This window comes from Stappia sp. ICDLI1TA098, from assembly GCF_054880955.1.
The window spans coordinates 332,281-344,928 of sequence record NZ_JBTZBT010000004.1 but is presented as its reverse complement, the minus strand read 5'-3'; the positions used below and the strand labels follow the sequence as shown (position 1 = coordinate 344,928).

The 12,648-nt window shown below is 67.3% G+C and carries 13 protein-coding genes; 4 read left to right on the top strand and 9 right to left on the bottom strand.

Going from position 1 to position 12,648, the window contains the following annotated elements; translation table 11 throughout:
• The first annotated feature begins 63 nt into the window (after positions 1–63).
• Positions 64–474 carry an FKBP-type peptidyl-prolyl cis-trans isomerase gene (locus tag ACSLUQ_RS19250; protein ID WP_417773104.1) on the top strand — a complete coding sequence of 137 codons (411 nt, stop codon included), beginning with the start codon at positions 64–66 and terminating at the stop codon, positions 472–474.
• A gap of 49 nt (positions 475–523) precedes the next feature.
• On the opposite strand, the gene ACSLUQ_RS19245 is transcribed toward ACSLUQ_RS19250, so the two are convergent.
• Both ACSLUQ_RS19245 and ACSLUQ_RS19240 read right to left on the bottom strand, forming a co-directional pair.
• Complete coding sequence (locus ACSLUQ_RS19245) at positions 524–1,168, bottom strand: CDP-alcohol phosphatidyltransferase family protein (protein WP_461809451.1); 645 nt, start codon at positions 1,166–1,168, stop codon at positions 524–526.
• Positions 1,169–1,198: 30 nt separating this feature from the next.
• Positions 1,199–2,728, bottom strand: coding sequence for a xylulokinase (locus ACSLUQ_RS19240; RefSeq protein ID WP_461809450.1), 1,530 nt, complete (start codon positions 2,726–2,728; stop codon positions 1,199–1,201).
• A 227-nt stretch (positions 2,729–2,955) separates the two neighbouring features.
• On the opposite strand from ACSLUQ_RS19240, the gene ACSLUQ_RS19235 reads away from it, so the two are divergent.
• The gene (locus ACSLUQ_RS19235) at positions 2,956–3,930 is read left to right on the top strand and encodes a hypothetical protein (protein WP_461809449.1); all 975 of its coding nucleotides are present in this window, start codon (positions 2,956–2,958) and stop codon (positions 3,928–3,930) included.
• Here ACSLUQ_RS19235 and ACSLUQ_RS19230 read toward each other — a convergent pair.
• Both ACSLUQ_RS19230 and ACSLUQ_RS19225 read right to left on the bottom strand, forming a co-directional pair.
• Positions 3,927–5,063 carry a glycosyltransferase family 4 protein gene (locus ACSLUQ_RS19230; RefSeq protein ID WP_461809448.1) on the bottom strand — a complete coding sequence of 379 codons (1,137 nt, stop codon included), beginning with the start codon at positions 5,061–5,063 and terminating at the stop codon, positions 3,927–3,929. The two genes, ACSLUQ_RS19235 and ACSLUQ_RS19230, sit on opposite strands and share 4 nt — an antisense overlap.
• Positions 5,060–5,803: a CDP-alcohol phosphatidyltransferase family protein gene (locus ACSLUQ_RS19225; protein ID WP_461809447.1), complete on the bottom strand. Its 744-nt coding sequence runs from the start codon at positions 5,801–5,803 to the stop codon at positions 5,060–5,062. The genes ACSLUQ_RS19230 and ACSLUQ_RS19225 overlap by 4 nt, the downstream gene beginning before the upstream one ends.
• Positions 5,804–5,888: 85 nt before the next feature.
• On the opposite strand from ACSLUQ_RS19225, the gene ACSLUQ_RS19220 reads away from it, so the two are divergent.
• A complete protein-coding gene (locus ACSLUQ_RS19220; RefSeq protein WP_461809446.1) occupies positions 5,889–6,653 on the top strand; it encodes a phosphocholine cytidylyltransferase family protein in 765 nt (254 codons plus the stop codon).
• A 19-nt stretch (positions 6,654–6,672) separates the two neighbouring features.
• Here ACSLUQ_RS19220 and ACSLUQ_RS19215 read toward each other — a convergent pair whose 3' ends face one another.
• Together ACSLUQ_RS19215 and ACSLUQ_RS19210 are read right to left on the bottom strand one after the other, a co-directional pair.
• The gene (locus tag ACSLUQ_RS19215; protein ID WP_461809445.1) at positions 6,673–7,905 is read right to left on the bottom strand and encodes an LptF/LptG family permease; all 1,233 of its coding nucleotides are present in this window, start codon (positions 7,903–7,905) and stop codon (positions 6,673–6,675) included.
• Positions 7,902–9,113, bottom strand: a complete 1,212-nt coding sequence (locus ACSLUQ_RS19210) for an LptF/LptG family permease (RefSeq protein ID WP_461809444.1) — start codon at positions 9,111–9,113, stop codon at positions 7,902–7,904. Before ACSLUQ_RS19210 ends, ACSLUQ_RS19215 begins: the two co-directional genes overlap by 4 nt.
• Before the next feature lie 147 nt (positions 9,114–9,260).
• On the opposite strand from ACSLUQ_RS19210, the gene ACSLUQ_RS19205 reads away from it, so the two are divergent.
• Positions 9,261–9,734 carry a phosphatidylglycerophosphatase A family protein gene (locus tag ACSLUQ_RS19205; protein WP_461809443.1) on the top strand — a complete coding sequence of 158 codons (474 nt, stop codon included), beginning with the start codon at positions 9,261–9,263 and terminating at the stop codon, positions 9,732–9,734.
• Here the strand turns inward: ACSLUQ_RS19205 and ACSLUQ_RS19200 are convergent.
• Genes ACSLUQ_RS19200 through ACSLUQ_RS19190 form a run of 3 tightly spaced genes read right to left on the bottom strand, consistent with a single transcriptional unit; the run spans position 9,725 to position 12,629 of the window.
• Positions 9,725–10,663 (bottom strand): phosphatidate cytidylyltransferase, encoded by a 939-nt coding sequence (locus ACSLUQ_RS19200; RefSeq protein ID WP_461809442.1) that lies wholly within the window; start codon positions 10,661–10,663, stop codon positions 9,725–9,727. The genes ACSLUQ_RS19205 and ACSLUQ_RS19200 overlap by 10 nt on opposite strands.
• Positions 10,664–10,668: 5 nt before the next feature.
• Positions 10,669–11,511 carry an SDR family oxidoreductase gene (locus ACSLUQ_RS19195; RefSeq protein ID WP_417773093.1) on the bottom strand — a complete coding sequence of 281 codons (843 nt, stop codon included), beginning with the start codon at positions 11,509–11,511 and terminating at the stop codon, positions 10,669–10,671.
• A 2-nt stretch (positions 11,512–11,513) separates the two neighbouring features.
• On the bottom strand, positions 11,514–12,629 hold the full coding sequence (locus ACSLUQ_RS19190) for an inositol-3-phosphate synthase (protein ID WP_417773092.1): 1,116 nt from the start codon (positions 12,627–12,629) through the stop codon (positions 11,514–11,516).
• Positions 12,630–12,648 lie beyond the last annotated feature (19 nt).

Here is a 12,648-nt window from a genome sequence, read left to right as displayed (position 1 = left end):
CGTAGATGCGATAGAATTTCGCCACGCAACTCTCCCAAGTCTCACCTCCGTTTCGAGGATCTGATGCCGAAACCCCTTATCGCCGTTTTCGCGATTGTTCTCGCAGCCGCGTCGGCTGCCATCTTTTCCGGCCTCGCGGCCGCCCAGAGCCTGAAGATGACGGACGTCGTCGTCGGCTCCGGTGCTGAAGCCGTTCCCGGGTCCAAGGTGACCGTGCACTATGACGGCTATCTGATGAACGGCCAGAAGTTCGATTCAAGTCGCGACCGCGGCGACCCGTTCTCCTTCCCGCTCGGTGCCGGCCGTGTGATCCGCGGCTGGGATCAGGGCGTGCAGGGCATGAAGGTTGGCGGCAAGCGGGAACTCGTCATCCCGCCCGAGCTCGCCTACGGCTCGCGCGGTGCCGGCGGTGTCATTCCGCCGAACGCGACACTGCGCTTCGAGGTGGAACTCCTCGCCGTCGACAAGCCCTGACAAGCAGCATTTCAACCGTTGGAAAGGCCGGGCATCGCCCGGCCTTTTTTCATGATCGAGGCGCGCTGTCCGCAGCCTCGCCATCGGCTTTGCGCAGCAGGGCGACGGCGCGGCGCATCCGCTGCACGGCGGTCGCATGCGACAGCGCCGCGTAGATCGCAAGGCCCACCGCCAGCACCATCGCCTGCGAAACCCCCGCAAGCGGCAGCAGCCCCGCGGCAATCAGCATGACGCAAAGGAAGATGACCCGCTCCAGCCGCTCGAAGAAATCCGGCCATGCCTCGTTGCTGATCGGGATCTCGATCGCCGTGCGCGCCTTGGCGTAGCTCGTCAGCACGCCACCGGAAAAGGCAAGCAGCGCCAGCCCCCAGTGTCCCGACACCGCCCCGATGGCGGCAAGCACCGCGAGTTCCTGATAGCGGTCGACCATGGCATCGAAGTAACCGCCGGACTTCGTGCACATGCCGCGCCGGCGCGCCACCGCACCGTCGAGCGCGTCGAAGGCGAAGGCAAGCGCCAGCGTCAGCCCGAAGACCACCGGGCTGCGGTGCCAGAGAAAAGCGGCCGCACTCGCGCCAACCAGAAGCAGGCCGGTCGCCGTTACCTGGTTCGGTGTCATGCGCAGCCGGATGAGCGGGGTGGCCATCGCCTCCCACAGCGGGTCGATGTGGCGCTTGAACAATCCGTCGATCATGGCAGTGCGGTCCCCTGACCCCAAAGGGCCTCAGTTGCGATAGAGCGCAAGCAGGTGCTTGCGCGACTTTTCGAGGCGAGCAGCGCGCCGGTCGCATCGCGCCATGCCCTCGGCGCGCGGCTCATAGACCTCGGCCGGCCCGGCGCAGAGCACGGACGCGGCCGCCTCCACCTTGTCGAACCAGCCAAGCGCCACACCGGCGATGGCCGCTGCTCCGCGCACGCCGGCGAGACGCGGTTCGCGCACCTCGATCCGCCGCTTCAGGGCGTCGGCCAGAAGCTGGGCGAAATGCGGATTGACCGCCGCCCCACCGACCAGGGGCAATGGCAGATCGTGGCGCACGCCCTTCTGCTTGGCCACCACCGAAAGCGCCCAGCGCAGGTTCAGCGCAACCCCCTCGAGCGCCGAGCGCAACACCGCGCCGCGGTCATGGCGCACTCCGAGCCCCATGAACACACCGCGCAACCTGTCATCGTCGACAGGGACGCGTTCGCCGGCAAGCCAGGGTACGAAAAGCGGGTCGTCGTCGCGCGAGGGACCGAGGCCGTCGTAAAGCCTGCCGAGCGCCTGATCGCTGTCGCCGGCGCTTTCGCTCACAAGACGCGCGGCCCAGGCAAAGGCGGTGCCGGCGCTTTCCTGTGTCGCGATCAGCAACGGGCGGAAACCGACGCAGCTGGAAATGGTGGCGAAGGAATGGAAGATGTCGATCCGCCGCGAAGGGAAGAAGCCGCTGAGCCAGGCGCTGGTGCCGGCATAGGCGTGAAGCTCACCGTCGGCCATGGCGCCGGACCCGATGGCGGTGGCGCCGACATCACCGGCGCCGGCGATCACCGGCAGGCCCTCAGGCAGGCCGAGACCGGCTGCCGATGCGGGAAGAAGTCCCCCGACGATGGCCGTTCCGTCAACAATCTCTGGAAGCTTGTCGAGCGGGATGCCGAGCCGAGCAGCCAACGCCGGCGACCAACCTTCGCGGCCCGGCCGGGTGTCCATCATCCAGGTGAGGTTGGCGCTGTCGGCCGTCGTCACGCAGGCACCGGTCGCCTTCAGGATCAACCAGTCCTTGACGTCGAGAAACTTGGCGGCGGCGTTCCAGACGTCCGGTTCGTTCTGCCGGATCCACAGCATCTTCGCAGGAGGATCCATGCCATTGTGGGAGGGTGCCCCATTGGCGATCCGCGTCCAGGCCAGAAGCTTGTCGACCCGATAGCCCGCGATCGAGGGAAAACCACCGTTCATGTTGCGCGACAAGGTGCCGGCGCGCTTGTCGAGCCAGATCATCGCCGGACGCAGCAGGGCGCCGTTCTTGTCGATCGCCACCACGCCGCACATCTGCGCGCAGAAGACCAGCGCCGCTGCACGTTGCGACAGGTCCGGAACCTGCGTGGCGAGATCGGCGATGCCTCGGGCCAGTGCCGACCACCAGTCCTGCGGCGCTTGCTCGGCCCCGTCGTCTCCCGGCAGCGAGAGTGGATAGGACGCGGTTGCGTTGGCGAGAGGGGCAAGGTCAGCGCCCAAGGCGGCAAGCTTGACCCCGGAGGTGCCGAAATCGGCCGCGATCACCAGATCGCGTTCTCTCCCGTTCGTCCCTGCATTCTCTACCGACGATCCCTGTGCCTGTGCGGCCACGCTTCGTCCCCTGTTCCACGCTCCGGGCCGGATGCCCGATTGTCGATATTCACGACCGGGTTTATAGAGGTCCGCGCGAAATGAGAACCGTCCTTGTCGCTGTGCAGCGAGAAACGCCATCGCATGGCCGGACGCGCCAAACCCCGCTCCCGGGAGCCCAGATGCCCGCTTCGGAACAGCCGCCTGCCTTGCCCCTCGACGTCGTCTACACCTGGGTCGACGACAGTTTCGACGGCTACAGCGACAGCCTGATGGCCCACGCGCAGGACAACCGGGACGCCAACCCGAACCGCACCCGGGACAACCTCGAGACGTTGCGCTACAGCCTGCGCTCGCTCGAGCGTTTCGCCCCCTTCGTGCGAAACGTTTATATTCTGAGCTGCCGGCCACAGGTTCCCGACTGGCTCGACACGTCGCGTCCCGACATTCGCATCGTCCATCATGACGAGGTCATCGAGGAGCGCTTCCTGCCCACCTTCAGCTCATTTTCTATTGTCAGCCACCTGGCGCGGTTGCCAGGCCTGTCGGAACGCTTCCTCTACTTCGAGGACGACATGCTGGCTTTCGCGCCGCTGTCCCTGTCCGATTTCTTCACGCCGGAGGGACGACCGAGGGTGCTTTTCGAGAGCAAGCGTACTCCGATCGAGGCGGATCTCTCGCCGGCCATCGCAAGCCCGTGGAACCTGGCTCTGGCCACCGCCAACGCCATGCTCGACCGCGTGCATGGCGCGGCGCCGCGCCGTTACCTCGCCCATGGCCCGCTCGCCATCGACCGCGAGGGCTTCGAGGCCATGCTCGCCGCCTATCCAGAGGAAATCCTGGCGACGCGCCGAGCGCGGTTTCGCGGCAACGGCACCGTGCCGCCCGAATATGTCTATCCGCACCACGCGGTTCTCACCGGCGCAGGCGAAGCCGCACCGCCCGCCGAGGTGAAACGGCTCACGGGCTATGTCTCGCTTGAAAACATCCTGCCCTGGACATGGCTGCAGCTGCGACGCCTGGAATGGCAGCATCCGGCGACGATCACCCTCAACGACAGCTTCGGGGACAGGCCCAATCCGCGCGTCGTCGCGCTCGTTAAGAGGACGCTCGAACGCTGGTTCCCGACCCCTTCGCGCTTCGAAAAGCCCGCCTAGCGTTTCGCTGTCTCCCGCAGCGCGCGTTCGTAGACCGCAAGAAACTCCGGCCCGGTCGCGGCAATATCGAAGCCTGCGGCGCGGGCCCTGGCCAGCTCCGCGAAGCGTGCGCGTTGATCCTGTGCGCGACACAGCTCCAGAAGCCTTTCGGCAAGCGCCGGCGCATCGCCGGGCGGCACCAGCAGCCCCGCGAGCTCACCGGTCATCACCGAGGCGTAACCAGGATTGGCGGCCGCCACGGGAACCGCTCCCGCCGCCATCGCCTCGATCAGCACAATGCCGAAGCTTTCGCCGAAGCGGGAGGGCGCGGCCAGAACATCGGCGCTCGCCACCAAGGCACGGGCGGCCGCGTCATCCGGCGTCGGCAGATGGGCGATGCGCCCGCCGAACGGACCTGCCATCGCCGCATGAACGAGCGGCTCCAGCGTTCCGCCGCCGGCGACCGTCAGCCGGATGTCATCCCCCTGGCGCGCCACGTCGGGCCAGGCGGCGAGCAGCACATCAAGCCCCTTGCGCTCCTCGAAGCGCCCCAGAAAGACGATATGGCAACCCGCGCCTTTGGGCCCGCGCGTCTGACCGGCCATTCGCCAGGCCGAGAGATCGACCGAGGGCGGCAGCACATGGGCGGCAATGCCGCGCGCCTCCGGCCGGAGATGGGCAAGCGGTGTCGCCGAAGGCACGATAAGCGCCCGAGAACGGTCGAGGAAGTGGTTGGCCGCGTGCCTCAAAAGACGTGCCGAAATCCCACGGTCGCCAGGGTCCGGCAAGGTCGCATGAAACGTGGCGACGCTTGGCAGGCGGAGGCCACGCCAGACCTGCCAGGCCATCAGCGGTGTCCATGGCGTGTGCAGGTGAACGAGGTCGGCCTTCCAGCCTTCGCCGAGTTCGCCCGCCAGCGCGCGCACTTCCGCCCGCCCCGCGAGGCTGATCTCGAATCGCGTGGAAAAGAGCGAGACAAGACGCGCCCGCCCGCAATGGTCGACGCCGGCAAGCGGCTGCCCGGTGACGGGATAGGGCGCGACGATCCGCGTCTCGTGGCCCTGCCGCGTCAGCCAGGCGGACAGGTCGCGCACATGCGCCTGCACGCCGCCAGGACGGGCGAGGTCATAGGGACAGACCTGGATGATCCTCATGCGTCGCCGCTCGCGTCCGCCCGCAGCGTCCCGAAGAGCCCCTCGACCACGTCGGCAACCGCATAGACGACAAGGAAAACCAGCAGGGGAACGAGCGTTCCGGTCATCCCGGCAAGAAGCACCAGCGGCGCGATGGTGCCACTGAGGCCGGCGAAGAAGGCAAGCACCGCGCCCGTCGCCGACAGGGGAGGAAGCGGACTGCCCGCAACCTTGGTGAGCGGCGGCGGGCCCGCGTCACGCACCACACGCGCGAAGAGGCGGATCCATGCGGCGACCACGCCCAAAAAGGTCCAGGTGAGCTGCTCCCCGCCCGCCATCGCCGCATCAGGACCCCCGGCGCGGTCCGCCAGAATGCCGATGCTGGCGTAGAGGAAGCCCCATTGCGCCATATCGACCAGATAATCGACGGTACCGCCAAGCCGCGAACTGCGGCCGGTGGCCCGCGCAAGTCCGCCGTCCACGCAGTCGAGAACCTGAAAGAGGATGGCCAGCAATCCGACCATCAGCACGGCGCGATCCACCGACATGAAAAGCGCCGCAAGAGGCATCGCGACGACCACCGGGATGCCGGCAAGCGTCACCATGGTCGGCGAGACCGGGGTGCGCGACAACACACGGATGATCGGCAGGCTTGGCAAGCGGTAGAACAACGCGACCGCCCAGTCGCTGCGCATCTCGCGGGCAAATCTGGCGCGGCGATATTCCACCACGAGTTCACCAAGTGTCGGTCCGTCCGTCATTCCCCACGTCATCCGTTCCGGCATTGCTTGCCCCCTGAGGGAGCCTCTTCTATAGGTGGAGCCCTTACCACATTGCGGCGGGTTCATGCGCGATATCACATCGATTTTTCTGGCGGCGGGACGGGGCGTGCGCATGGGCGAACGCGGCCGCATGACGCCCAAGGGTCTTCTCTCCCTGGGCGAGAAGACGTTCTGCGAGGACGCCGTCGAGACACTCGCGGCGCACGGCCTTGGCCAGGTGCGCATCGTCACCGGCCACCTTGCCGAGCAATACGGCGATCTCGTTGCCCGCCGGCTGCCGGACGCCACTCTTTGCCACAATCCCGACTTCGCCGAGAAAGGCTCCCTGAACAGCCTTCTCGTCGGTCTCGAAGACGTCGACGGACCCGTCCTTCTGCTTGAGTCCGACCTTGTGTTCGAACCTCGCGCCGTTGCCGCCGTGCTGGCGGAGCCGGGGTCTTCGGCCCTGCTCGTATCCGGGCCGACCGGAGCGGGCGACGAGGTCTATGTCTGGGCGGAGACACAGGGCGACCACCCCTGCCTCGTCGACATGTCGAAGCAGGCCGGCCACCGCGACGCCCCTCACCACGGCGAACTCGTCGGCCTCACCTACCTTGCCGCCGAGGCCGTGCGTAGGCTCAAGCGGATCGGCCCGGGCCTGGTCGAAGAAACACCCATGGCCGACTACGAGAGCGGTCTCGTGGCCCTGGCGCGGACCCATGACATCACCTGTCCCAAGGTCGAGGATCTGGCCTGGGCGGAAGTCGACAACGAGGAAATGCTGGCCCGCGCCGCCCGCCTCGTTTACCCGCGCATTGTCGAGGCACGGCGTCAGGCTTCGTCCGACTGAGCCTGACCTCCCCGCCCCGTCAGTGCGGGCGGGAGAGCATCCGCTGCGCGATAGCCGTCCCGATCATCGCGAGCGCGATGGAAAGCCAGCTGCTGGTGAACCCGGACAACGCCCCGATTTCGCCCATCGCCCAGGAAACCTTCGTCGCGACGAGCGCGAAATAACCGCACATCGCCAGGACGACGATCCGCCCAGGCGCGACGATCCGGCCAGACCCGGCGATGGGGGCAAGGCTCGCTCCCAGCAGCGCATAGGCTCCCGGCAGGAAGAAAGCCGCCCAACGCCTCCACAGCGCGGCGTCGACGTCCGGCCCTTTCAGCGGATTGTCCGGCCGTGCGAGCCGCTCGAGCGGCGCCTGCGGCAGATAGAAGGCCGGCACATCATAATAGGCCAGCGTTTCCGGCAGCAGCGAAAGACGTACCTCCAGCGTCGGATAGCGGCTGATGAGATAGAGCGAGGTCTGGGCATAGGTCGCCGTTTCCGTCTCCCCCTCCTCGCCCGGCAGGCGCGACCACAGCGCCACGTCGCTGAACCGCCAGAACCCGGGACGCTTGGCCGGCTCCGCCCGCCCGGCGACCAGCACATCCTGCAGGTCCCCCGCCACGACGCCCCGATAGAGCTCGAGATCGGCGAGGCGTGGCTTCGCCTGCCGGGTGATACGGGCGCGCAGCACATTGCCGTCAACGACGAACCAGCGGTGCCCCTCGATCTCGCCAGCCGCGAAACGGCGACCGTAGCCCCCCAGCTCGAGCTCCGCCTGGGCAAAGACGGCCGCCGGCCTGAGCCAACGCTCGAGCGCGAACTGCAGCGAACCCGTCAGCGCGGCAAAAAGACAAACCACCAGCAGGGTCTGGCGCGGCGACCAGCCCGCCGCTGCGAGGATGGTTGTCTCGCGATTGAACAGCCGGAAGAGTTCGGCCGCGAAAATGCCGATGAAACAGGCGACCGGGAACAGACGTGTCGCGATGTCGACACCGCGAAAGCCAAGGTAGAGAGCAAGAAGCTCCATCCGGCTCCGATCCAGCGCGTCGGCGCGCGCGAGCACATCATCAAGGGTCTGCGCCAGGTCGATGGCCCAGGCGATGATCAGGAACATCGACATGACGAGCAATGCGGCGCGCAAATAAAGCCCGAGCGCACGGCGCGCGGCGATACCGAAAATCGGCGTTCGACCAACGCCGCGCACCGGGAGGGGCGCAAGCCCCGCCGAAGCATCCGCCGTCGGGCCCCGCCTGTCCGTTCCCATGCTCATGCCCGCTCGTTGACGGGACGAAGCAGCGCCGGGGCGCGCCGTCCAAGGCCAAGCGCCAGGACAAAGGCCGCCGCAAGACCAATGCCGAGCCCCATAGCCACCATCACCCCGCCGCCCGCCGTGACGGCGATCCCGCCGAGAAAGGCGCGCAAGGCCACATCGAAAACAAGAAGCGTTGCGCAGGCCGCGGGCAGCGCCAGATAGCCGGCAACACCGCTGCCGGCCAGTGCGCAAGCCACCAGCGCCAGAAGAGGCGCGACAAAGGCGGCGACGGACCGCGCGAACCGCTGGCCGGCGATTTCGAGCGCCCCGGTGCTGGCCGCACCGCTTTCCAGAGCCTCCAGCAGCGTCCATTCCTTCGCCACGTCGCTTCGTGCGGCGAATTGAAGGATATTGTCGAGACTGACGGGCATGGAGACGTTTTCCACCTTGACCCTTGGCAGCATCGGCACCGCCAACATGTCCTCGTCGCTGAGCGCGCGGAGGTTGGGGCCGCGCCCCGCGCTGAGCACGCTTTTCTGTCCGTCCCCGTCGAGAGGAATGAAATCATAGGCGATCACCCGGCCGAGACCGAGATCGTAGGCCCCCTTTTCGTTCGGGCCGATCAGCTTCCAGTTCCCGGCCTGGGTCACACGCCAGGCGCCCGCCGCCCCCGGCTGATGAACGAAAAGGCTTTCATGCGGGGGCGAGACGCTGGTGTCGCTCAGCGCGGCGAAGGTGCGCCCCCGGATCGTCTCGATCAGTGTTCCCACGCTCGGCTCGGTGATGCGGCGAAACAGAAGTTCGCTCTTGAGCTGAAAGACCAGCGCCCGGTTCGCATGTTTGGCGAGCGGGTCGACGAAGCCCGACACCGAGAGACTGAGCGCGAACGCCGCGAGGCCCGTGAGGAGCGCCACCCGCAATGCCACCCGCCAGGAGACACCGGCCGCCGAAAGCGCCACGAGTTCCCGTTCCTCGCGCGCCGCGACGAAGGCAAAATAGCCGCCGATCACACAGGCAAGCGCCAGCGCGAAGTCGAAAATCTCCGGCGTGGTCATCGCCAGTATCGACAGTGCAGAGAGGATCGAACCGCCGTGGCCGAGAACTTCTTCCAGGACTCCGGTGAGCTTTTCGGCGAGAAACACGATCTCGATGGTCACCACGACGACGGCGACCCTGGCCAGCACACGCATGAGCAGCGACCGCGTCGCGATCGAAAAGACCGGCATCACGGCAGCGATGCTCCCAAAGGGTCCGAAAACTGCGCCGGCGCCATCGCCTGTTCTGTCCACTTCATGCTAGATCGGGCCTGCGCGCACCCTCGCGCGCAAGCCTGAAAATCCTCGATTCCTGAACGCTATCATAGGTCACCGCCGATGCGACGTCTTCAGCAGATCCTTGCCGATTGTCTGGCGTATTCCTTCGGCGCCGGCCTGTCGCCGGTCTGGCCGGGAACGGTCGGCGCCGCTGTCGGCCTGCTCGTCGCGTGGCCGCTCGCGGGCGCCGGTGTCGCCCAACAGGCAATCGCACTCGCACTCCTCTTCGCCGTCGGCACCTGGGCATCCGCATGCGTCGCCCGCGACCGGGGGGAAGAGGATCCTCAGGTGGTGGTGGTCGACGAGACGTTCGGAGCAGCGGCGGTCGTACTGTTCCTGCCGGTCGATCCCGTCTGGTGGCTCGCCGGGTTTCTCGCCTTTCGCTTCTTCGATATCCGCAAGGTCTGGCCGGTCGACTGGCTACAAGACACGGTCAAGGGCGGGCTCGGCATCATGCTGGACGACGCCGGAGCCGCTCTCTACGCCCTTCTGGTTCTTATACCGCTCGCCTGGAGCCTCGGTGCCTACGGTTGAGCGGTGTTCGCCAGCCCGGCAAGAAAGACAAGCGCCGGCCCGGCAATCAGCCAGGCATCGACGATGTCGAGCAGCCCGCCCTGGCGCGGCAGCACCTGCGGATAATCCTTGACGCCGGAAGCGCGCTTGAGGCGCGATCCGGCGAGGTCGCCGGCGACGGCGGCAAGCGCGATGACAAGGGCCGCAAGCAGGGCCGGTCCCGGCTGCCAGCCGAAAGCCAGAGGCCCGGCGACCACCGCCGTCAGCGCCAGCATGGCTCCCCCGACGGCCAGCCCCTCGACGGTCTTGCGCGGGCTCAGCACCGGAAACGCCGGCCGCCGGCCGAACAGCTTGCCGCCGAAGAGCGCATAGCTGTCGTAGGTCTCGACCAGCAGGAAGGCGAGGAGCAGCATGCCTGCCTGCCCGTCGTTGCGGGCAGCGGCGATGAAGAGAACCGCCGGCACCATCGGGAAGACGACAAGCTCCGCCAGAACCCTGGTCACTGCCGCCGGCCGCGCCAGCAGACGCCACAGGCAGGTTGCGACAAGTGCGACGGCAAGACCGATCCCTACCGCGAGGCCGAAGTCCAGCAGACCGGCGCAAAACCCTAGAACCGCGACGAGACCACCGAAGAAAAGAGACGCAAACCGTAATGCAGGGCGCCCACCACCATCGGGCAGGACGCGCAACAGCGCGACCCCGGCCGCCTCATAGCCGACCCGTAGACCGAGCACCGCCAGCGCGAGATCGCGCCAGACGCTCCCGGCCAGGAACGGCAGCAGGCCACCGGCGACGATAACAAGCTCCGTGCCGTAGATAGGCCAGAGCGGCCGTGTCTTGCCAGCCGTCGCCGGGACCAGGCTGCCGAGAGCGAGCAGCACGAAACCGATGGCGAGGCCAACGAGAATGGCCAGCGCGACCGTGGGAAGCGCCACTGCCTGCAGGCCCATTCCGCTCATCCCTTGCGGAACATCGTCGCGGCGTGGCGGCGGGCGATGCGCGTCTGCCAGCGCCGCAGGGCCGGAGCAAGCAGGCTGTGACCATAGGCAAGCAAGCCCATCTGCGTGCCGGGCGCAACCAGGAACCGCCCGCGCTCGGCGCCGCGCACGATATGCTCGGCCACCCGCTCGGCGCTCCAGAGACCGCCCCCGGAGGTGATCTCCTTGGTGGCCGTCGGCTTGGTCAGCGCCTCAGCGGCAAGCTGCGGCGTGTCGGTGTCGGGCGGATAGGCCAGGGTCACGGAAATGTCGACCAGCGCCAGCTCCACCCGGAGCACCTCGGCAAGTCCGCGCAGGGCGAACTTCGACGGCGCGTAGGCGCCATAGCCGTAGATACCGAAGAAGGCGGCACCGGAGGAAACGAAGACCATCCTCCCGGTCCCCTTCGCGGCCATCTTGGGAGCAAGCTCGTGGGCCAGATTGAGCGCGCCGAAGTAGTTCGTGCGCATCTGGTCGACATGCTCGTGCAGCGGCTGCTCGAGGAAATGCCCGGGCTGGGCAATCCCGGCATTGAAGACCGCCCACGCCGGCACGCCGAGCCTGCGCACGAGCGAACGCAGCGCCTCGCGCGAGGCCGCCTCGTCACCGACGTCGGCCGACGCCCATTCGACGCGGGCCGCAGGCACCGCCAGCAGGATCTCGGCTGCCGTCTCGGCCAGCCGCACCTCGCCCCGCGCCATCAGCCCGAGGTCGAACCCCTTGCGGGCGAGAGTGAACGCAAGCGCCCGCCCGATGCCGCTGCTGCCGCCGGAGATGAAGGCGACAGGACGGTCGGCATCGCTGGCGTCCGCGTTCCCCATCGTCAGACGTCCGTTGCGTCGCCGGCGAAAGCGAGAAGACGGTTGTAACCTTCCGCATCCTCGATCTGCAGCGGCGGATGCTTGAACAGGAAGGCGCTTGCGTCCTCGATCGGACCGACCATGCCGCGGTCGCGAGCAATCGCCGCGGAACGGATGGCAATCAGCGCCATCGCCGCCGCATTGGGGCTGTCCTCGACCTCGAGACGCATCTCCACATGGGTGCGCACACCGCCGAAGAGGCGTCCCTCGAGACGCACATAGGCGACCTTGCGATCCTCGAGCCATGGCACGTAGTCGGACGGGCCGATGCGGATCTCGGTGTCGGAGAGACGCGCGTTCATCGCTGTCTGCACCGCCTCGGTCTTGGACTCGCGCTTCATCGCCAGCCTGTCCATGTCCATCATGTTCAGGAAGTCGGTGTTGCCGCCCACATTGAGCTGATAGGTGCGATCAACCTTGACGCCACGCATGTCGGCAAGCCGCGCCAGGGCGCGGTGGGTGATGGTCGCGCCGAACTGCGCCTTGAAGTCATCGCCCAGGATCGGCAGCTTCGCCTGGCGGAACTTCTCCGCCCACGCCTGGTCGGAAGCGATGAACACCGGAATGCCGTTGACGAAGGCGCATCCGGCCTCGAGAGCGCATTGGGCGTAGAAGTGCGATGCCTCGATGGAACCGACCGGCAGGAAGTTGATGACAACCTCGGCCTTGGCCTCCTTCAGGGCCGCAACGATGGCGTCCTTGCCGAGTGCCGGCTCGCTGGAGACAACGAAGCTGCGATCGGGCGCCTGGTTGCGCATGAAGGCGGAAACGCCATCGAGATCGGGGCCGCGCAGCACAGGCGCGCTCATGCCACCAAGATCCTTGTGGAAGATCTCCGTGCAGTTCGGCAGCGCCACGGCGGCCTCGCCGACCGTACGGCCGACCTTGCGCGCATCAACCTCGAAGGCAAGCACGATGTCCACGTCCTGCGGCCGGTAGCCGCCGAGAACCGGGAACGGCACGCCGATCGCCTCGTCCCCGAACGCGCGGCAATAGGCCACGCCCTGCACAAGCGAGCTGGCGCAATTGCCGGCTCCGACGATCGCTGTCCGGATCGTCCTGGCGGAAGTCGCTGTCATGATCAGTGTCTAGCCCCTA

Bases quoted from the DNA above. Each gene is read 5' to 3' on its own strand.
- ACSLUQ_RS19190 (WP_417773092.1), bottom strand. From the start codon at position 12,629: ATGACAGCGACTTCCGCCAGGACGATCCGGACAGCGATCGTCGGAGCC.
- ACSLUQ_RS19205 (WP_461809443.1), top strand. From the start codon at position 9,261: ATGCGACGTCTTCAGCAGATCCTTGCCGATTGTCTGGCGTATTCCTTC.
- ACSLUQ_RS19210 (WP_461809444.1), bottom strand. From the start codon at position 9,113: ATGCCGGTCTTTTCGATCGCGACGCGGTCGCTGCTCATGCGTGTGCTG.
- ACSLUQ_RS19230 (WP_461809448.1), bottom strand. From the start codon at position 5,063: ATGAGGATCATCCAGGTCTGTCCCTATGACCTCGCCCGTCCTGGCGGC.
- ACSLUQ_RS19225 (WP_461809447.1), bottom strand. From the start codon at position 5,803: ATGACGGACGGACCGACACTTGGTGAACTCGTGGTGGAATATCGCCGC.
- ACSLUQ_RS19195 (WP_417773093.1), bottom strand. From the start codon at position 11,511: ATGGGGAACGCGGACGCCAGCGATGCCGACCGTCCTGTCGCCTTCATC.
- ACSLUQ_RS19250 (WP_417773104.1), top strand. From the start codon at position 64: ATGCCGAAACCCCTTATCGCCGTTTTCGCGATTGTTCTCGCAGCCGCG.
- ACSLUQ_RS19215 (WP_461809445.1), bottom strand. From the start codon at position 7,905: ATGAGCATGGGAACGGACAGGCGGGGCCCGACGGCGGATGCTTCGGCG.
- ACSLUQ_RS19235 (WP_461809449.1), top strand. From the start codon at position 2,956: ATGCCCGCTTCGGAACAGCCGCCTGCCTTGCCCCTCGACGTCGTCTAC.
- ACSLUQ_RS19220 (WP_461809446.1), top strand. From the start codon at position 5,889: ATGCGCGATATCACATCGATTTTTCTGGCGGCGGGACGGGGCGTGCGC.
- ACSLUQ_RS19200 (WP_461809442.1), bottom strand. From the start codon at position 10,663: ATGGGCCTGCAGGCAGTGGCGCTTCCCACGGTCGCGCTGGCCATTCTC.
- ACSLUQ_RS19245 (WP_461809451.1), bottom strand. From the start codon at position 1,168: ATGATCGACGGATTGTTCAAGCGCCACATCGACCCGCTGTGGGAGGCG.